This is a genomic window from Shewanella fodinae (assembly GCF_014651955.1).
In the GTDB taxonomy this organism is placed as follows: domain Bacteria; phylum Pseudomonadota; class Gammaproteobacteria; order Enterobacterales; family Shewanellaceae; genus Shewanella; species Shewanella fodinae.
In genome coordinates, this window is the sequence record NZ_BMXW01000008.1 from 17,763 (window position 1) to 35,641 (window position 17,879).

At 44.5% G+C, this 17,879-nt stretch carries 17 protein-coding genes and 1 tRNA gene; 6 read left to right on the forward strand and 12 right to left on the reverse strand.

Going from position 1 to position 17,879, the window contains the following annotated elements:
- Nucleotides 1-33: 33 nt before the first annotated feature.
- Nucleotides 34-2,424, forward strand: coding sequence for a hypothetical protein (locus tag IE064_RS08930; protein ID WP_189617528.1), 2,391 nt, complete (start codon nucleotides 34-36; stop codon nucleotides 2,422-2,424).
- Nucleotides 2,425-2,775: 351 nt separating this feature from the next.
- On the opposite strand, the gene IE064_RS08935 is transcribed toward IE064_RS08930, so the two are convergent.
- A complete protein-coding gene (locus IE064_RS08935) occupies nucleotides 2,776-3,021 on the reverse strand; it encodes a hypothetical protein (RefSeq protein WP_189617529.1) in 246 nt (81 codons plus the stop codon).
- The gene (locus IE064_RS08940; protein WP_189617530.1) at nucleotides 2,984-3,283 is read right to left on the reverse strand and encodes a hypothetical protein; all 300 of its coding nucleotides are present in this window, start codon (nucleotides 3,281-3,283) and stop codon (nucleotides 2,984-2,986) included. Before IE064_RS08940 ends, IE064_RS08935 begins: the two co-directional genes overlap by 38 nt.
- A 36-nt stretch (nucleotides 3,284-3,319) precedes the next feature.
- Here IE064_RS08940 and IE064_RS08945 point away from each other — a divergent pair, with 36 nt between their 5' ends.
- Nucleotides 3,320-3,508: a hypothetical protein gene (locus IE064_RS08945; protein ID WP_189617531.1), complete on the forward strand. Its 189-nt coding sequence runs from the start codon at nucleotides 3,320-3,322 to the stop codon at nucleotides 3,506-3,508.
- A 4-nt stretch (nucleotides 3,509-3,512) separates the two neighbouring features.
- On the opposite strand, the gene IE064_RS08950 is transcribed toward IE064_RS08945, so the two are convergent.
- From IE064_RS08950 to IE064_RS08960, 3 genes are all read right to left on the reverse strand, one after another.
- The gene (locus tag IE064_RS08950; RefSeq protein WP_189617532.1) at nucleotides 3,513-3,755 is read right to left on the reverse strand and encodes a hypothetical protein; all 243 of its coding nucleotides are present in this window, start codon (nucleotides 3,753-3,755) and stop codon (nucleotides 3,513-3,515) included.
- On the reverse strand, nucleotides 3,752-4,837 hold the full coding sequence (locus IE064_RS08955) for a tyrosine-type recombinase/integrase (RefSeq protein ID WP_189617533.1): 1,086 nt from the start codon (nucleotides 4,835-4,837) through the stop codon (nucleotides 3,752-3,754). The genes IE064_RS08950 and IE064_RS08955 overlap by 4 nt, the downstream gene beginning before the upstream one ends.
- A gap of 118 nt (nucleotides 4,838-4,955) precedes the next feature.
- A complete protein-coding gene (locus tag IE064_RS08960; protein ID WP_189617534.1) occupies nucleotides 4,956-5,984 on the reverse strand; it encodes a tyrosine-type recombinase/integrase in 1,029 nt (342 codons plus the stop codon).
- A gap of 422 nt (nucleotides 5,985-6,406) precedes the next feature.
- Between IE064_RS08960 and IE064_RS08965 the strand changes: the two genes are divergently transcribed.
- The gene (locus IE064_RS08965; protein ID WP_189617535.1) at nucleotides 6,407-7,411 is read left to right on the forward strand and encodes a DNA cytosine methyltransferase; all 1,005 of its coding nucleotides are present in this window, start codon (nucleotides 6,407-6,409) and stop codon (nucleotides 7,409-7,411) included.
- Between the two features lie 63 nt (nucleotides 7,412-7,474).
- Nucleotides 7,475-8,482, forward strand: a complete 1,008-nt coding sequence (locus tag IE064_RS08970) for a restriction endonuclease (RefSeq protein WP_189617536.1) — start codon at nucleotides 7,475-7,477, stop codon at nucleotides 8,480-8,482.
- Nucleotides 8,483-8,601: 119 nt separating this feature from the next.
- Here the strand turns inward: IE064_RS08970 and IE064_RS08975 are convergent, their stop codons facing one another.
- The 6 genes from IE064_RS08975 to rpsU all read right to left on the reverse strand — a co-directional run bounded on the left by IE064_RS08975 (nucleotide 8,602) and on the right by rpsU (nucleotide 15,479).
- Nucleotides 8,602-10,344, reverse strand: coding sequence for a DUF6119 family protein (locus IE064_RS08975; protein ID WP_189617537.1), 1,743 nt, complete (start codon nucleotides 10,342-10,344; stop codon nucleotides 8,602-8,604).
- 338 nt (nucleotides 10,345-10,682) lie between these two features.
- A tRNA-Ile gene (locus tag IE064_RS08980) sits at nucleotides 10,683-10,759 on the reverse strand.
- Between the two features lie 267 nt (nucleotides 10,760-11,026).
- Nucleotides 11,027-12,877, reverse strand: a complete 1,851-nt coding sequence (gene rpoD / locus IE064_RS08985) for an RNA polymerase sigma factor RpoD (protein WP_189617538.1) — start codon at nucleotides 12,875-12,877, stop codon at nucleotides 11,027-11,029.
- Nucleotides 12,878-13,012: 135 nt separating this feature from the next.
- Nucleotides 13,013-14,731 (reverse strand): DNA primase, encoded by a 1,719-nt coding sequence (dnaG, locus tag IE064_RS08990; RefSeq protein ID WP_189617539.1) that lies wholly within the window; start codon nucleotides 14,729-14,731, stop codon nucleotides 13,013-13,015.
- Nucleotides 14,732-14,810: 79 nt separating this feature from the next.
- Complete coding sequence (locus IE064_RS08995) at nucleotides 14,811-15,254, reverse strand: GatB/YqeY domain-containing protein (RefSeq protein ID WP_189617540.1); 444 nt, start codon at nucleotides 15,252-15,254, stop codon at nucleotides 14,811-14,813.
- 9 nt (nucleotides 15,255-15,263) lie between these two features.
- Nucleotides 15,264-15,479 (reverse strand): 30S ribosomal protein S21, encoded by a 216-nt coding sequence (rpsU, locus tag IE064_RS09000; protein WP_006080725.1) that lies wholly within the window; start codon nucleotides 15,477-15,479, stop codon nucleotides 15,264-15,266.
- Nucleotides 15,480-15,681: 202 nt separating this feature from the next.
- On the opposite strand from rpsU, the gene tsaD reads away from it, so the two are divergent.
- Nucleotides 15,682-16,695 (forward strand): tRNA (adenosine(37)-N6)-threonylcarbamoyltransferase complex transferase subunit TsaD, encoded by a 1,014-nt coding sequence (gene tsaD, locus IE064_RS09005; protein ID WP_189617637.1) that lies wholly within the window; start codon nucleotides 15,682-15,684, stop codon nucleotides 16,693-16,695.
- A gap of 2 nt (nucleotides 16,696-16,697) precedes the next feature.
- Here the strand turns inward: tsaD and plsY are convergent, their stop codons facing one another.
- The gene (gene plsY, locus IE064_RS09010) at nucleotides 16,698-17,300 is read right to left on the reverse strand and encodes a glycerol-3-phosphate 1-O-acyltransferase PlsY (RefSeq protein WP_189617541.1); all 603 of its coding nucleotides are present in this window, start codon (nucleotides 17,298-17,300) and stop codon (nucleotides 16,698-16,700) included.
- 225 nt (nucleotides 17,301-17,525) lie between these two features.
- Here plsY and folB point away from each other — a divergent pair, with 225 nt between their 5' ends.
- The gene (gene folB / locus IE064_RS09015) at nucleotides 17,526-17,876 is read left to right on the forward strand and encodes a dihydroneopterin aldolase (RefSeq protein ID WP_189617542.1); all 351 of its coding nucleotides are present in this window, start codon (nucleotides 17,526-17,528) and stop codon (nucleotides 17,874-17,876) included.
- Nucleotides 17,877-17,879 lie beyond the last annotated feature (3 nt).

The following is a 17,879-nucleotide window of genomic DNA, read 5'->3' on the forward strand; positions in this document are numbered from 1 at the left end:
GGGTATATAGCCTTTGATTCAGGATATTTACGAATGAAGATTCGGATTTCAACTTTAAATTCACTCAAGTCAACAAAGCCTAAATTTCGCACTACAGAATTTGCTGATTTAGCTCAGGGGTTTATGCGGAATGGTCACTTACCTAGAACGTATAAAAACCACTCAGTTGCTTATTTTAATTTGACGCACTTGGAAGGTGGTCGAAAAAAAGAAAACATCAAGGTCATAACGGGCTTGGTGCTCGACAGTGATGGCGACATAACCTTTGATGAAGTACAGGAGCTACTGACGGGTTTTGAATACCTGTATTACACCAGTTTTAGCCACCTTGAAGATGGTAAAACTGAACGCTTTAAAATCGTTCTGCCCTTTGATAAACCATGTGATTTGAAGGATTGGGACGATAGAGCGCAAGGTGCACGCAATTATTTTCGCGGTTTTGACTTTTCATCGCTTGTTCCTACGCAATTCCAAGCAATGCCAAACTGCCCCAAAAGCCGCAAAAAATACTCGTCTATACGGTATTTTAAAGGCGAAAAGTTTGATTGGCGTCTTATCCCTATTGTTCGTGAAGAGCCCCAGCCGCAGATATCCGTATCGGCTCGGCTCACCAATGGGGTTGTCACAGAAAAACCAACTAGTGGTCGAATAGTTGATCCTGACACTACGATCCACCATCGTAATGGATTCATCAGAGCAGGTGATATAAACGGGCATATCAGGGATATATTCTGTCCCGTACACGACGACAAGAACCCAACAGAATTTGCTAACGTAAATTCAGAAGGACATCCATACATTGTGTGCTCGACCTGTGGAACCTTGTGGATCAAATCGCCCGCTAAATCAGCTGAAGATCCTATCTTTCCAGAGATTGGAACTAGTGTAAAAACAGTTGATACTTCTAAACCCGTTAAAAAACCTGTGAGCTGGCAGCAAAACTGCGAGATTCTGACCACTAACCAAGGCCAATTAGCTGAAATAAACTTATTGTACGGTCCTGAGGGGTCAGGAAAAAGTTACCTCGCTTACATGCTGTGTCAGCAGGGTAAGAAAGTGCTATTTGCTTGCCGTAGCAATAAGCAAGCAGAAGAAAAGTATGAAAGCTTGTCAAAGCTAGGTATTCGAGTCGCATTGCTATCCAGCCGCTCACATGAAATTGAAAAGCGGTTTGGTGTTAAACCTACCAGATTTGCGAAGACACACCCATGGGATGAAGGGCGTATAAACGAAGCAAAAACTTATGCAGCTATAGTTAAGCAGAATCCCGATTTAGCAGAACATCATGCGTCAGATTTGCTTACAGGCTTAGTCAATGAGCGCATAGATTGGCATTCCGTTGATATGGTCATAACCACCCATGCTCGATTAGGTGCACTCGGGCGTATGAATATCAGCAACGAAGGTAGCATGCTATCGGTGGTCGTTCCGGATGACGTTATTGTTTTTTATGACGATCCGGAATTGGAAGACTTTATGACCCTCGCAACATTTAACTCTGCATTAAGGGCTGAGAATGTTTTTGGGCAGAAGATCGAGCGTTATTATCCTAAAAATGCTGATCAGATTTACTTGGTTAAACCACATGTCCTTAGACCAGGATTTGGCTTTCAAAAGCATCAGATTGTCTTTACCACGACCGAACTGATCATCATGGCGCTGATAAAAATGAGTAATCCAACAATCAGAATCCATGATGATTTATTGCCGTCAAACGCAAAAATATTTGGGGGGAATGTGCACCTGATCTCTACAAAGCTAGTCAGGTCCGCTAATGATGGGCTATTGCCACCCATCATGGAGCGTGTGCGACGAAACGGTTTTGATTTTGAATATATTGCTAATGGGCAAGGGTGTGAAGTAAACCTTAGCAATAACAAGGGGATGAACAGCTTCATGGATGCCAATACAGTGATTGAAGTGAGTGTTCCTACCAAAGAAGAAATCAGTACATTGTATGAGCAATTCAACCGAATGGTGCCACATAGAAAGCTAAAACTCCTGATAATGCTGGATCGAATTCATCAAGCGGTCGGCAGAAATAGTGGCTATCGTTGGCAGGGAAAGGAATGTGTAGTTTTGGTTGATCCAATGTTCTTCAAGTTGGTACAGCAATATTCACGGTACTCTTTTGAATCGGTGATTGAAGCTGATAAAGAAAATCCAGATACCTTCCCGATGAAACAACCTAGTTTTTCGACGCTTCACCAAGCGGTTGGCTGGTATATCAATCGACATGAGCAATATATCCGGAATGGAAACGCGTTTAAATTCGATTGTCAGCGCTGTTTATCGTCAACTCGAGATGCTCTACGCCCAATGAGATTAAAACGCTTAATAACGGGTATAAACGCTTTAATCGACAACCACCCAACCATGAAAGAAAAGTTAGAAAGGGTTAAGCTGGCGATACTTCCGCAGTAATCGCAGTAAATTAATATAACATCATGAAAAATAAGGAAATTTGAGCTTGTAGCCATTCCCTATTATATATAGGGAATGGTTGGTTTATGCCTGTTATATCAATGAGTTATATTGATTTACTGCTTGTGCAAACGGCATAAATCGCTAGTGAGTTCCCAAATTTATTGCGCTGTATGAATAAGAAGGTTCCCGTGCGTGGAATTTGGTTGCTCTGTGCTCATCTGATTAATTTGAAGGGTAACTCGATGCAGAGAAATTAGTTTGCGGATCTGGATTGTAATTGGGAGAAAAGTAAACCCGTTGCTAAAACAGCGTACGGGCTTGGCTCGGGTAGGTTGGTTACAGCAGGTTTTAACTTTTCTTAGCACTAACCCGTTTCTTGATAGTGTTGAAGTAAGTAGCTGCGCCAGCTGGAGTTAGCTCACACTGTTTCACAAACTCATCGATGATATCCTTGCGGGGAATATGCTCATCATCGGTAATCAGCTTTATATAAAGAGCGGTAGCGCGTTCCATCTTGGTTGGCTGCAAAGCCTCCGCTTGCTTGGCTGTATCTGATTTATCCACGGGTTTGGTTGATGCTGCTCCAGATTTCATCGGTGATCTCCTGAATTTCAGTTTCGGTTGCACATTCAAACCCTGCAATATCGTCGAGCAACATGCAGGTAAATTCATCAACTTGTTCACGATTCAATGGCTGGTTATCCAGTAATTCAAGTACTAGCTCAGCAAGCTGATTAAGTTGTTCACTGGTTAACAGGTTTTGGGTAGCCATATTGGTAAACTCGGTTGTTGATTTAGGGAAAGCATCCAACCGGAACCCTGTTAGGGCAACGCCGTTGACCCATTTAAATTTCAATCGGATGGTTGCCTTAAACCAACAGGAGCCATCACCATGAAAGAGCACATCATTCGTTACCCAAACGGTAAAATTATTGGTCGTATTCGGGATTTACCCGACCGGATTGAAGCAAGAACGTCAGGTGGGGTATTGCTTGGCTGGTACTGCAAGGTTTCAGACCGCACCCGTTACGCATCAGGAGAGTTGTTTGCGCTTGGTAATGCGGTCCGTATGTTGTTGTAGCTCGCTATTTTGCCTTTTTATCAGGAAGTAAATTTGGCTTGGATACTCGTGGGATTGCTTGCTGATGAGGCGCTCTCACGCGATATTCAAGGTAAATTACATGCTCACCCGTGGATTCATCAAAGGTTTGCTTGATCCGTTTGAGTTTGGAAGGTAAGCGGCTGCCAAAGCCGTAGAGCTTACCCAACCACTTTCGCACAATAGTCCATCCATCCGCATTTTCTGTGATGATTTCACTTGATTTCATGCTACACCATCGGATGATGCTCGATTCAAGTGATCCAATATATCGCGTGCTCTCATACTGACATCTTGATGCGAGAGGTGAGTATATATAGAAGTAGTACTGCATTGGGCATGTCCAAGCTGCGCTTGAATGTCATAGAGACTCAATCCTGCTCGAATTAATCTGGTAGCACATGTATGTCGTAGATCATGGATTTTAAAATCCTCAATACCAGCACGTTTGAACGCTGCACGTATCCCCTTCGATTGGTAGCCCCTTGGTTGACCTTCCTGATTGGTAAACAGGTATTCATTACTGACCTTAGTTTCACTTCGACGATGCAGGATTTCTTTCACCCTTGATGTCATATAAATAATGGATTCATTGCGAACTTTAGGGCGCCACAGGTTGATGGTGCCGCTTTCAAGGTTGATTGCAGACCATTTAATATTTGCAATTTCACCGTATCGGGCTCCGGTATCCAGCAGTAATACTACTAAATCATAATTGTCCTGATACATGCGATTTTCTGATTCAGGGCGATACTCAAAGTCAGGGCGGTATGGTCGTTTGCGTTTAGGATCTAAATCCGCTAATAGACGAGCTTCTTCATCAAAAGATAGATAACGTAGGCGGTGTTTTTGCAAGCGGACTCTAGGAAATTCTAAGTTAGGCACTCGATAACCATGATCCTTAGCCCATGCAACAGTACTTCGGATTGCTTGTAAGTTATGCTTAATTGTTTGTGGTGCCATCCCTTCGGATTCACGTAGTGACTTAAATTTGTTTAGATCCCAATCCCGAAGCTCATCAAGATAAACCGTAGCATCCATCCGTGATTCGATAGCGTTAAGATTATGACGGGCATATTCGCTACTGCCTGTATTTTGTTTGCTGGTCGCATAGCATTGCAGTGCATCTTTGAAGGTTATGCGTGGCCGTTCACCAAGTTCTTCAATGCGATGGAGCTCTTCCCGCCAATCGCGTTCCATGCGTTCAGCTGTACGCTTGTTGGTCGTTTTTGAGCTTTTGCAGTAGGTTTTGCCGTTATAGTTGAATTGGATGTAGTAATTGCCCACACCGTTGCGTTTGAATACGCTCATCTTGTTCTCCTTTTGTCTTACGATGCCGTAACTTTCCTTTTATTTATTCCGGCAGAGAACGGGCTTACCATCGACTTGGCGGCATTTTTTGCAGAAATGTGGGCGCAAGATTGCACCCTTATTTTGATGTGGTTTTGTTCAGAATTTGTGCAGCTTGTTCAGCAACTGCTTTCTTCGATATATGTGAATATCTCTGTGATTGCGTTACAGATTGATGCGATAGAACCACGCTAACGCCGTACAAGCTCATCCCATTGTTTACTAACTTACTTGCCGTTGTATGGCGTAGACAATGAGTGCAAAATCCATCTAATCCAGCGAGCTTGTATGCTTTCTGAATGGTTTTCGGGGTAGTGCGACGAATACCACCTTTCTTGGATGGAAATACTAAAGCAGAATCGTGCTGGTTTACTGCGCGACGTTGCAGAATTTCTAAAGACCGCTCTGTCAGTTTCAACAGTGTTTCGGTATTGGTTTTGCTGCGCCATAGGTGCAGTTCACCAGTAGCTAAATCAACAGAATTCCAAGTTAGTTGTTGGATCTCGTTTAGCCTTGCTGCGGTATCCAGTAGCAGTACAACCAGATCGTAGTCATCTGTGTTTTTGTTGCTGCGAAGTACTTCCAGCAAGCGGATTTCTTCAGCTTCCGATAGGGTGCGAGTACGTTGATTGCTTATCCGAAGTCGAGGGAATACCAGATTGGTGGGTTGCAGATAATCACCTGCCTTTGACCAGTTAATTACGCCCTTTAAGGTAGTGAGCATCAATCGGATTGTGCCATCAGCTACACCATCGCTACGACGCATAGACACTAGCTTATTAAGATGATTGGCGTTTAAGCGATGGATTTCTTGTGCAAGTGGAAACACCTTAGCCAATTGAACCTGTAAAGCACGTACCTGAGTTTTTAAATTCTGGCTGCTAACCGAACCCTGCTTACTTTTGGTATATCCATCAATAGCTGCTGCCATAGTGATGGTTTCTTGCTCACCCAACACCACTTGACGGTAAAGCTGTTCACGTAGCTGCGCTTCGAACCGACGAGCTTCAGCCAGTTTGCTTGTTTTGGTGCTGCGGATCACGGTTTTACCGTTGATGGTAATCTCGCAGTAGTAGCTTGATGAGTTCTGGCGTTTGTAGAGTGACATTTTATGATATACTGTGTTTATATACAGTTTATTATCTAGCCAAGCAGTCATATTGACAACGAACATAAATTAATGAACAACTATCATTAATTTATGAATGTTGTTGATTGAGTTTAGTGTTGTAGATAAGATGGATGCTTATGAATTATGACGAATTCCAACTTAATATTCGGAAAGCAGGGCTTACTAATTGTGAGTTCGCTAAGTTATTCAAAATGAATAAAATTTCTCTTAGTAATTATGCGAAGAAGGGGATTGTACCCTCTCACTTAGCGGCTATATCTACTTTGCTGAGGGTTATGTCAGAAAATGAAATAGATTTTCGAGAGCCCATTATGCAAATTGAGATTCCGGCTAAAAAACCGAGGGGGATGGGAAAAGATGCCACATTTCGCTCAGAGACAGATAGATAGGATATAACAATGACACTAGAAGTGATTGATTCATCAACTTTTGAAGCTACACCTGTAGGTGCCAAAATATCTATATCGAAGAAAAAGAAGCCAGCTACAGTTGTTTCATTATTCTCAGGATGTGGGGGAATGGATCTCGGGTTTGAAGGTGGCTTCGAGTTTTTGAATAAGAAATATGCTAAGCATCCTTTCAAAATTATTTGGGCAAACGAAATAAATGAAGCAGCATGCCGCACCTATAAGAAAAACTTTTCAAAAGAAATTATTAATGCTGATATTTGGGAAGCGATGAATTCTTTGCCGGATGCGGATGATGTAGACGTTGTGATTGGTGGATTTCCATGCCAAGACATTTCCGTTAATGGCAAAGGCGCTGGGATTGAAGGTAAAAAAAGCGGATTGTACAGAGCAATGGTTGAGGTGGTGAGTAGGCTTCGACCAAAGGTCTTTATAGCTGAGAACGTTAAAGGTCTATTGATGAAGCATCATTCAGAAGCCTTGAATACAGTTCTTTCAGATTTTAAGAGCCTAGGATATAACGTTTCTTATCATCTATTACATGCTGCTGATTATGGTGTTCCACAGAGTCGGGAGCGTGTAATTATTGTTGGTACTTTACCTGAAGTGCCAACATTTGTTCCACCCAAAGCTACCCACACTCCATCTGACCATGTATCAGCTAAAGCGGCTTTAGAGGATTTGGAAGCATTGCCGGAAAATGAGAGCTTTAACCATATTTGGAGTAGGGCAAACCGTAGTCCTCATCAGGGGGACCGTCGACTAAAAGCTGAACGACCTGGTTATACAATTCGAGCGGAATGTCACGGTAACATTCAGTGGCACTATGAGCTACCAAGGCGCATTTCTATGAGGGAAGCAGCTCGAATCCAGTCATTTCCTGATACTTTTATTTTTGACTCCAAACTTCGTGAAACTGAGCGTCAGGTCGGTAATGCAGTGCCGCCTGTCCTCGCATGGCACGTAGCTAAATCAATAAAAGACATTCTACGATAAGTATAGACAAGGCAAGCACTGTTCATTAATCTCATAAGAAATGCAGATTAATGAACAGGTTGAATGTTGAGCAAAGAGCAGTTTGAGCTTTTCTTAGATAAGCTTTCCGATTTACTGGCATCTGAAGCAAAAGCTAAAAAGTTTTCTAGTGCGTCCATTTTTGAGAACAGAGTGAGAGAGGTTGCCCAAAACCTTCTCAAGGATTCTGTTATTGATATAGATTTTTCCCCACATCAACAAGCCTTCCCTGATATTGCTATCGGTAATTTTGGTATAGAAGTTAAGTTCACTACAAATGATACATGGCGAAGCGTAGCAAACAGTGTGCTTGAAACTAACCGTATTCAAGAGGTTAAAGAAGTTTACTTAATTTTTGGGAAAATGGGGGGGGAACCTGATGTTCGCTGGCAGAGGTATGAAGATTGTGTAATGCATGTTAGGACGTCCCACGTTCCAAGGTTTGAAGTTGAAATTGGAACAGAGCAATCTTTATTCTCAAAAATGTCGGTAGGCTATGACAACTTCAGAATGTTGCCGATGCATGAAAAAATGCAGTATATCCGACAGTATGCGAGAGGGAGACTGAAAGATGGCGAAAGGCTATGGTGGCTAGAAGATTCTGATGGTGAAGAGCACTCATTACCCATACAAGCCCGACTTTATACAAAACTGTCTAAAACTGAGAAATCACAGCTACGTGCCGAGGCAGTTCTACTTTGCCCAAATGTACTCGGTTCTGGTCGCGCCAAAAATAAGTATGATGATGCTGTACTATACCTTTTGACTTATCATGGTGTGCTGTGTCATCAAGCTAGGGATCTTTTTTCGGCTGGTAGTGTTGCAAACCCTGACAATGATGACAATGGAGGGTTGTATATTGAGCGTGCAATGAAATTGCTGGAGCATGAAATTGCAGCAGCAGCGCAAAGAATGGATGGAGCACTGTTTTTTGAATACTGGGGGATCGATGTTGCTCCTGAACAACGGATCAGAGAATGGTTGAAGCGAGCAGATGAGATTGCGAAAGGATGGGTGCCTTCAAAAACTCTATTTAAAGACACCTGCTTATAAAGTATAAGCAGGCTAGTTAATTTAAGCTCTGATATTCTGCAGTATATAGCCATGTTTAATATTGGCTGTTAGGGATTTCCATAGCTGGAAATGTCCAAACCTAAGAATTTTTCGCTCACTCAGGCTGCATTCTTGCTTGCCTTCGCTCGTGTAAAGTTAACCATCTTGACTGGAACCATAGATAAGCTTACTTGTTTAAATTTTAGAGTTTTACGAAGTTTTTCATAGGTAAGCTTTAGCTCATATTTTGCCATTAGTGGCAGGTCGTTCTTATCGGGCTTCGCTTTTGACTGATCATACAGTAGCCACATTTTCACACAGTAATCACTTCCAACGACTTCTTCCGTGTTTGGTTTAATGTGATCTAAAAACGCTTGCTTACAGCTTTTTGGTTGTTGTTCAATGTATTGCCTGATCTCTTGTAAAAAAACTTCATCAGTTAAGAAAAATTCACAGTAGAACCTCGTTTGTGCGAACAGGTAACTGACCGAACTACAACCAGAGTGTTTTTTAACCTGAATTATGTGCACTTCATTGCCAGACTTTTCCAAAATATCGCAGAACTCCTTGTCCTTTTTCGCTTTCCCTATTTTTAATTTTGCTTGATCGAATTCGATAGCATTCTCGTTTGTCTGACAGTAAATATCGTTAAATCTCTCCTCCCTGTTTTGCATGTCTTTTGAACAGGAAATGTCGAAGTTCTTAAACTCATCGGCAATATCTAGTTCCAAAAGGTCGTTGGCTATAAATTTTTCAACTGACTGATAGAAGTCATTGTCAACTTTTCGCCATTCACCCAATGAAAGAATGAAGTATTCGTTGTTAAATATGATTTCAGAAACTAAGCAGTCATAAATGCACCACTTAAGATGATTTAGTATTCGATCATCATCATGAGAATAGGCAAAAATTTTTCTATTATTCAGTGATTTTATTGTTATGTCTTCGGGCCGCTTGAACACTTGGGTGTAGATGTCTTCTACCCTGACATGTGAAAAAATTTTATTTTCTTTTTTAGTACTATTTGTATAGGTAAAGCTATATTGGTCATCAGAAATAAATTCTGGAATTGCGATGTGTATTTTTGATAGGTTTCTTGTTACAAGGTCATTTATTAACTGGTTGTTCAATTCTTCAACTACAGTTTCATCCACCGGAGAAAGGTTGGGGTAGTTTGGAAATAGGTCTTTATAAGAGTCAGATTGATAAGAGAGATAAAACTCATCAATAAACGAAATCAACCGTTTCCAACTAAGCTTATCTTCACCAATTACCTTAAGTGTTAGACAATCCTTTCCTTGAAGCGTAACGTTTTTATCGTCTTGTAAGTGTGCAGATATAAAACGTAATAACTCCACATCTGACATTCCGAAGTCAAAAGTGTCAGAGGGTTTGCTTTGTTGTCGATCTATAACCTGCGTTGTGTATGAGTGAATTGAGCTTTTTGCCTGTCGCACATCACTGTTACCGCATAGATTCATGGCAACAATGATACCAAAATCGGGTTCCATGGCTTTTTTGTTAAGCCAACTACTTCCTCTGGTTCCAAATGATGCAGCATAAATTCTATTGTTCTTATTGATTAGAAGTAGGCCGCTTGGGCGTTCTGACTTAGGTTTGAAATCAACTAAATCGCCATCACTTAGATTTTCATTGATGAAGTCCAACCAAGGGGGGGCATCGCTAGCGTGATTTATAACTTGCTCACAATAAAATTTGCAATCAACGCCCTCGACTTGAAAGCTCCTGACTTTGAAGTTTACCGAATCTCGCTCACGAATTTTTTTATGATCCACTACATCCTGAAAGCTCTTACTGCTTCTAGACAGATAAAGAGTGATTTTACCTAGTTCGCAATCCATTACGTTCCCCCAACCGAAATTGATTACATCGTAATCAGATATGGGAACAAATCGCAAGTTTTTTAGGGGAATCTAAACGGGTTACAAAGGAGTTCTTTCAGAAGAGCTTTGTATTATAAAGTTGTTATAGCGAACAACATCTTGATGCGAACCCTTACGACTTTTTACACGATGCGCAATACCGCGCCAGTAGTGGTCGCCTGTACCATCAGAAATACTGCAAAATGCACCTGTTCCAAGCTTTTGTGCGAACCACATGGCTTGGACAACTCGACAATCTTGGTATGGCTTGGGATTTTACAAACAGGATGCGGCTGAACAGTGCGGATTTAGTGGAGTGGTGGCCCCTCCCAGACTTGAACTGGGGACCTAACGATTATGAGTCGTGTGCTCTAACCAACTGAGCTAAGGGGCCACTAATTTACCGCTTGGACTAACTTTTCTACTTCAACCACTCAGCCCCAGTGATTATGAGTCGTGTGCTCTAACCAACTGAGCTAAGGGGCCGTGTTGACGGTGTTTATGTCAAGCGGGTGAGAGTATACGAACTTTGTTCCGGCTTGTCACCCGTGTTTTGGTGCTTATTGAACTGCTGCGCTTTCAATTGGTTATCTGTTATGCAGTGGTCGAAAATTTGGCAATAAAAAACCCCGCAGAAGCAGGGTTTTTTCATTATAAACGTTTATTCATCCAAGAAGGATTTCAGAATTTCTGAGCGACTAGGGTGACGCAGTTTACGCAGTGCCTTAGCTTCAATCTGACGGATACGTTCACGGGTTACATCAAACTGTTTACCCACTTCTTCCAAAGTATGATCAGTGTTCATGTCGATACCAAAACGCATACGCAGTACCTTCGCTTCACGTGCAGTCAGCCCTGCCAGCACTTCATGAGTCGCTTGTTTCAAGCTCTCGCTGGTAGCGCTGTCCAGCGGCAATTCCAGCGTGGTGTCTTCAATGAAATCACCCAGATGCGAATCTTCATCATCACCGATCGGTGTTTCCATTGAGATTGGCTCTTTGGCAATCTTCAGCACTTTGCGAATTTTGTCTTCTGGCATCATCATGCGTTCTGCCAACTCTTCTGGCGATGGCTCGCGTCCCATCTCTTGCAGCATTTGCCGTGAAATACGGTTCAGCTTGTTGATGGTTTCGATCATATGCACTGGAATACGGATAGTACGAGCTTGGTCCGCGATTGAACGGGTAATTGCTTGCCGGATCCACCATGTCGCATAGGTAGAAAACTTGTAGCCGCGACGATATTCAAACTTGTCCACGGCTTTCATCAGACCAATATTACCTTCCTGAATCAGATCCAGGAATTGCAGACCACGGTTGGTGTATTTCTTGGCGATAGAAATTACCAGACGCAGGTTAGCTTCCACCATTTCTTTCTTGGCTCGGCGGGCTTTCGCTTCGCCAATGCTCATGCGGCGGCTGATGTCCTTGATTGCCGTTATTGACAGACCTGTTTCGGCTTCTATTGCCGCCAGTTTGCTATGGCAGCGGACCACGTCTTCCTCTACTGCCTTCAAGGTATCGGAATATGCTTTTGCTGCCGCGATTTCTTTCTGGAACCAGGTAATATCTGTTTCGTTACCACCGAACAACTTGATAAAGTTTTTCTTTGGCATTTTCGCTTGTTCAACACACAGCTTCATGATCAGCCGTTCCTGAACGCGTACTTTGTCCATCATCGCACGCATGCTTTTGACTAGGCGATCAAACTGCTTGGGAACTAAACGAAACTCTTTGAAGATCTCACCAATTTCAAACAATGCACCTACGGCATGCGGATGGTTACGGCCTTTTTCAGCGATGATTTTCAGTGAGTTCTCATAGGCGGCTCGCAGCTGTGCAAAACGTTCACGCGCTTCTTCCGGGTCTGGCCCTTTGGCACCGTCATCATCGTCGCTGCCGGACTCATCTTCGTCTTCATCGTCGTCGAGATCATCTTCGTCGTCCAGATCGTCATCAGACAATTCTGAACCAATGTGAGTGGCAGCCGGGCCCACTTCATCGTCATCAGGATTTACAAATCCAGAGATAATGTCAGACAGACGCAGTTGATCGGCTTCATATTGATCGTATTGTTCGAGGATCATGGCAATCGCTTGTGGATATTCAGCCACAGAGCCTTGTACCTCGTTGATCCCTTCTTCAATACGTTTAGCGATCTGGATTTCGCCCTCGCGGGTCAATAGTTCTACGGTACCCATTTCACGCATATACATGCGGACAGGGTCTGTAGTCCGTCCCAGTTCGTTTTCAACCGAAGCCAGCGCAGCAGCAGCTTCTTCTGCTGCGTCGTCGTCAGTGTTGTCTTCAGACATCATAATGTCATCGGCATCGGGGGCTTCTTCAAACACCCGGATACCCATGTCATTTATCATCTGGATAATATCTTCGATCTGGTCTGAATCGACCATGTCGGCAGGTAAGTGATCGTTCACTTCTGCATAGGTTAGATAACCTTGCTCTTTACCTTTTGCGAGCAACAGTTTAAGTTGCGACTGCGGAGTATGATCCATAGATATCATCCAATTTGGTAACTGTTACAACGATAAGCAACGGCATTACTTGGGTGCCGTGCAAACCATCAATTATAACCATTTGCACAATACTGTGCCAGCCCGTTGCCGAACCTGAACCGGAAAATTCTTAAGTTATGACCGCTTCATGGCGGCAATCAGCTTGGTCAGCTGTAACTTTTCTTCCTTAGTCAGATTTTGCTTCAGGCTTAATTCCTGATAGCGCTGTTCAATATATTGATTGTTCAGCCACACCAGTGCGGTTTTAAACTCTTGCTGTACGTTATCATCCGCCACTTGATGGTCCCATTGGGCCAGTTTAGTCAGTATCGGGTAATCTTCTGTATCCCGGTAATATTCAAGTAGTTGTGCGCTGTTTAACGTTTGGTTTCGAGTTAAATCCAATAAGCGAACCAGCAACTCTATGCCGGCCATTTTCAAAAATTGTAGTGCCGGTTGAGGCACTAAGTTAACCCCTAAACGGGGATCCTGTACCAGCAGGGCGATTGCCAATCTTAAGGGCGTACCTCTGCCTTTCAATGTCTGTTGTTGCTGGGTCTGTGCGATGCTTTTGGGTTGGAACCCTAAACGTCGCTTCATTTCCTCAACATTTCCCATACGCAAGCGATAGGTAAGGTTTTCCAGCAACAGATTTTGTAATACGCTGTCTTGAATACGTTCAAGTAACGTCATGGCTTGCTTAGCAAACGATGCCTTGTCGCCGCCATTACGCTCGGTTAATGTATCAAACAAAAACGCTTCCAGTGGCTGAGCGGCTTCAATCAACTGCTCAAATGCTTCTTTCCCGGCCTTGCGCACCATGGAATCTGGATCTTCGCTTTGTGGTAAAAACATAAAACGCACGGTATCACCAGGTTTGAGCATCGGTAGTGCGGTTTCCAGCGCACGCCATGCCGCTTCACGCCCAGCATTATCGCCGTCGTAGCAACACACCACCTCTTTGGCACTGCGTAATAGCAGCTGGAACTGCTCGGCGGTAGTCGATGTTCCCAGTGAAGCGACCGCGTAATCAACGCCAAACTGCGCTAATGCCACCACGTCCATATAGCCTTCAACAATTAGCACTCGGTGAGGGTCGCGATGTTGTTGTCGCAGTTCGTACAGTCCGTAGAGCTCATTGCCCTTATGAAATATGGGCGTTTCTGGTGAATTCAAGTATTTCGGCGTACCGTCACCTAGGACTCTGCCACCAAAGGCGATGACTCTGCCACGACGGTCACGGATAGGGAACATCAGCCGATCGCGGAAGCGGTCATAGCGGCGCCCTTGCTCATTATTGATGAGCATGCCTGCTGTTAGTAACTTCTCTTGTAGTTGTGGTTTTTGAGCATACAAGTTCAGCAGATTATCCCAGCCATCAGGCGCATAACCGATACCAAAACGTTCTACAATTTCTTCTGATAGCCCGCGTTTTTGCAGGTAATCCAATACTCGTTGTTTTTCTGGATGTTGGCGCAGTTGCTTTTGAAAATAACGCCCGGCATCTTCCATCAACTGATATAAATCGCGGCTGATACTTTCGTCGGCACGATTACCGGAATCGCGTGGCACATCCAGCCCTAATTGCCCGGCGAGCTCCCCAATGGCATCGAGGAAGTCCATGCGCTCATACTCCATGACAAAGTCGATAGCATTGCCATGGGCACCACAGCCGAAACAATGATAAAACTGTTTTTCACGGCTGACGGTAAAAGAAGGGGACTTTTCACTATGGAACGGGCAGCAGGCAGCATAATTCTTACCGGCTTTTTTTAACGGCACTTTGCGGTCGATGAGATCGACAATATCTGTGCGAGCAATGAGCTCGTTGATAAAATCTCTAGGTATTGCCATGCGTTTCAGTCTTTGCCCTTAGACCGATGAAACAAACAAGCCGCGCTGAAGCACGGCTTGTTCGTGAAACAACACCAGATTATTGCAGTTTGGCTTTTATCTGAGCGCTTACTGCACCCATGTTGGCCCGACCTAATATCTGGCTTTTGACTAATCCCATCACTTTGCCCATATCGGCTATGGACACGGCGCCTGTCTCTTTAATCGCTGCATCAATGATCTGATGAAGTTCATCATCACTCAAAGGTTGTGGCAAAAATTCTTTTAACACCAGAATTTCTGCTTCTTCCGCAGCGGCTAACTCAGGACGTCCAGCGGCTTGATACTGCTCGATTGCATCACGCCGTTGTTTCACCATCTTGGTCAGTACAGCTATGATCTGCTCATCGGTCAGGGTTTCGCGGGTGTCCACTTCAACCTGCTTGATTGCAGCAAGCGCCATACGAATAGTGCTCAGGCGTGCCTTTTCTTTGGCAACCATCGCCTGTTTCATCTGCGCTTTAAGCTGTTCTGTTAGATTCATAATCAGGAATTAGTACAAACGTACGCGACGAGCGTTTTCGCGAGAAAGCTTTTTAGCCAAACGTTTTACCGCGGCAGCTTTGGCACGTTTACGAGCTGTAGTAGGTTTTTCATAAAACTCACGAGCACGAACGTCCGCCAGAATACCGGCTTTTTCGCAAGAGCGCTTAAAACGACGCAGAGCAACGTCGAATGGTTCATTTTCACGTACTTTAATAATTGGCATACGCCATCACCCCTTAGGTGTTATTTGTATTGAGTCACTAGACGTGACACAAGTCAGATTAAAAATGGTGCGAAATTCTAAACCGATTCGCCCTCACTTGTAAAGGGCTGAACCTTGTTAGTTTATGGCGTTCTGGTTGGATATTCGTGGGGAATCACAGTAGAATTGCCGCTCATTGTAGTTGTGGACAACATTAAGCACCATGCGGGTATTAGGTATTGAAAGCTCCTGTGACGAGACAGGTATTGCCATTTATGACGAAGAACTGGGGTTACTGTCCCATGCGTTATATAGCCAGGTAAAACTGCATGCCGATTATGGCGGTGTGGTGCCGGAACTGGCCTCACGCGATCATGTGCGCAAAATTGTGCCTCTTATCCGGGAAGCGCTGGCAACGGCCGATACCCGAATCGAAGATCTAGATGGCATCGCTTATACCAAAGGTCCGGGGTTGATTGGCGCTTTGTTGGTTGGGGCCTGTGTCGGGCGTTCACTGGCGTTTGCTTGGAATAAGCCCGCGGTTGGTGTGCATCATATGGAAGGGCATTTACTGGCACCCATGTTAGAAGATGATGCGCCTGAATTTCCTTTTGTGGCATTACTGGTATCGGGTGGACACTCAATGCTGGTGGATGTGCAAGGTATTGGTCGTTATCAGGTTTTGGGTGAGTCTATTGATGATGCTGCCGGCGAAGCCTTTGATAAAACCGCCAAACTGATGGGATTGGATTATCCCGGCGGCCCCCGTTTATCTAAGCTAGCGGCACAAGGCCACGCCGCTGACTATAAATTTCCACGGCCGATGACCGACCGTCCGGGATTGGATTTTAGCTTCTCAGGCTTAAAGACCTTCGCGGCCAACACCATCGCTGCTGAACCCGATGATGAACAGACTCGCGCCAATATTGCTCGAGCATTTGAAGAAGCCGTGGTTGATACCTTAGCCATTAAATGTCGCCGCGCTTTGGAGTTGACCGGATATCAGCGCTTGGTCATTGCTGGCGGTGTCAGTGCTAACCAGCGGTTACGCACCTCACTGGCGGAATTGATGCAAAAACGCCATGGCCGGGTGTTTTATCCCCGCGGCGAGTTTTGTACTGATAATGGTGCCATGATCGCTTACGCTGGTTTACAGCGGTTAAAGGCGGGAGCCTCTGAGGATTTGGCAGTAAAAGCGCAACCGCGCTGGCCTTTAGACTCGTTACCGGCCGTTTAACGCTATCCGTTTTTTTTGCGACGAAACATCTTCGACTCTTCGCCATTGAAGAGTCGACGGATATTGTCTTTGTGACGCCAAATGATCAGCGCTGACAACATGGTGACGGGCAGGGTAAAGCGATCGTCAAACCATAGTGTATAAAGCGGGGCTAATAGGCAAGTGACGATGGCTGCTAAGGATGAATAACGGGTCAATAACACGACCAATAGCCAAGTCCCCATCAAGCTGACCGCCATATAACTAATGGGGGCCATAGCACCTAGTGCGGTGGCTACCCCTTTGCCACCTTTAAAATCAAAAAACAGTGGGAACATGTGGCCGAGACAGGCTGATATTGCGATCACCCCCAGCCATACCCCGTGGATCCCCAGCAGGTACGCTCCATACGCAGGGAGTGCACCTTTGAGCATATCGAAAAAAAACACCAGTGCTGCTGCCCATACCCCGCCAATCCGCAACACATTGGTGGCTCCGGGGTTTTTCGAGCCTTTACTGCGCGGATCCGGTAACCCTTTGAGACGACATACCAGAATGGCGCTGGAGATAGAGCCGAGTAGGTAAGCCACGGCTATCATAACGATAATCAGCACTGCGGTATTCAAATTGGTTTCCTTACACGTCTTAAGGTATTATCGCGCACACCCAACGGGCGGCTTAAACGGCTGAGATGGTTGTGCTCATGGCGTAGCATGTCCACCAGCGTCTTATCCTACTGAAACTTGGTTCTATGAGAAAGAGCTGACCGCTAATATCCGGAGGTAAAGCGCGGATTATACCGGCTTTAAGTGTGAAAGCTTATCTGACCTCCATAATCTGCAAGGAAAACTATGGATAAAGTCCTGATAACCGGGCTGCAGGTAGATACCGTGATTGGCATCTATGACTGGGAAAAACAACTGCACCAAACACTGGTACTTGATCTAGAGATGGCCTGGGATAACCGAGCGGCTGCGGAACATGACGATTACCAGCGGGCACTATGCTATGAAACTGTCAGTAAACGGCTAGTACAGCTCATCACCGCAAAGCCCATAGAACTCATTGAAACTGTTGCCGAGCGTGTTGCTTCCTGTCTGCTGGAGGAATTTCTAGTGCCTTGGGTCAAAGTGCGAGTAATGAAACCCGGGGCGGTGGCGGCTGCACAAGCGGTGGGCGTTGAAATCGAGCGTAGCAGGTAATAG

Bases quoted from the DNA above. Each gene is read 5' to 3' on its own strand.
- IE064_RS08945 (WP_189617531.1), top strand. From the start codon at position 3,320: ATGAAAGAGCACATCATTCGTTACCCAAACGGTAAAATTATTGGTCGT.
- rpoD (WP_189617538.1), bottom strand. From the start codon at position 12,877: ATGGATCATACTCCGCAGTCGCAACTTAAACTGTTGCTCGCAAAAGGT.
- IE064_RS08965 (WP_189617535.1), top strand. From the start codon at position 6,407: ATGACACTAGAAGTGATTGATTCATCAACTTTTGAAGCTACACCTGTA.
- IE064_RS08935 (WP_189617529.1), bottom strand. From the start codon at position 3,021: ATGAAATCTGGAGCAGCATCAACCAAACCCGTGGATAAATCAGATACA.
- dnaG (WP_189617539.1), bottom strand. From the start codon at position 14,731: ATGGCAATACCTAGAGATTTTATCAACGAGCTCATTGCTCGCACAGAT.
- folB (WP_189617542.1), top strand. From the start codon at position 17,526: ATGGATAAAGTCCTGATAACCGGGCTGCAGGTAGATACCGTGATTGGC.
- IE064_RS08930 (WP_189617528.1), top strand. From the start codon at position 34: ATGAAGATTCGGATTTCAACTTTAAATTCACTCAAGTCAACAAAGCCT.
- IE064_RS08975 (WP_189617537.1), bottom strand. From the start codon at position 10,344: ATGGATTGCGAACTAGGTAAAATCACTCTTTATCTGTCTAGAAGCAGT.
- IE064_RS08955 (WP_189617533.1), bottom strand. From the start codon at position 4,837: ATGAGCGTATTCAAACGCAACGGTGTGGGCAATTACTACATCCAATTC.
- IE064_RS08970 (WP_189617536.1), top strand. From the start codon at position 7,475: ATGTTGAGCAAAGAGCAGTTTGAGCTTTTCTTAGATAAGCTTTCCGAT.
- tsaD (WP_189617637.1), top strand. From the start codon at position 15,682: ATGCGGGTATTAGGTATTGAAAGCTCCTGTGACGAGACAGGTATTGCC.
- rpsU (WP_006080725.1), bottom strand. From the start codon at position 15,479: ATGCCAATTATTAAAGTACGTGAAAATGAACCATTCGACGTTGCTCTG.
- IE064_RS08950 (WP_189617532.1), bottom strand. From the start codon at position 3,755: ATGAAATCAAGTGAAATCATCACAGAAAATGCGGATGGATGGACTATT.
- IE064_RS08960 (WP_189617534.1), bottom strand. From the start codon at position 5,984: ATGTCACTCTACAAACGCCAGAACTCATCAAGCTACTACTGCGAGATT.
- IE064_RS08995 (WP_189617540.1), bottom strand. From the start codon at position 15,254: ATGAATCTAACAGAACAGCTTAAAGCGCAGATGAAACAGGCGATGGTT.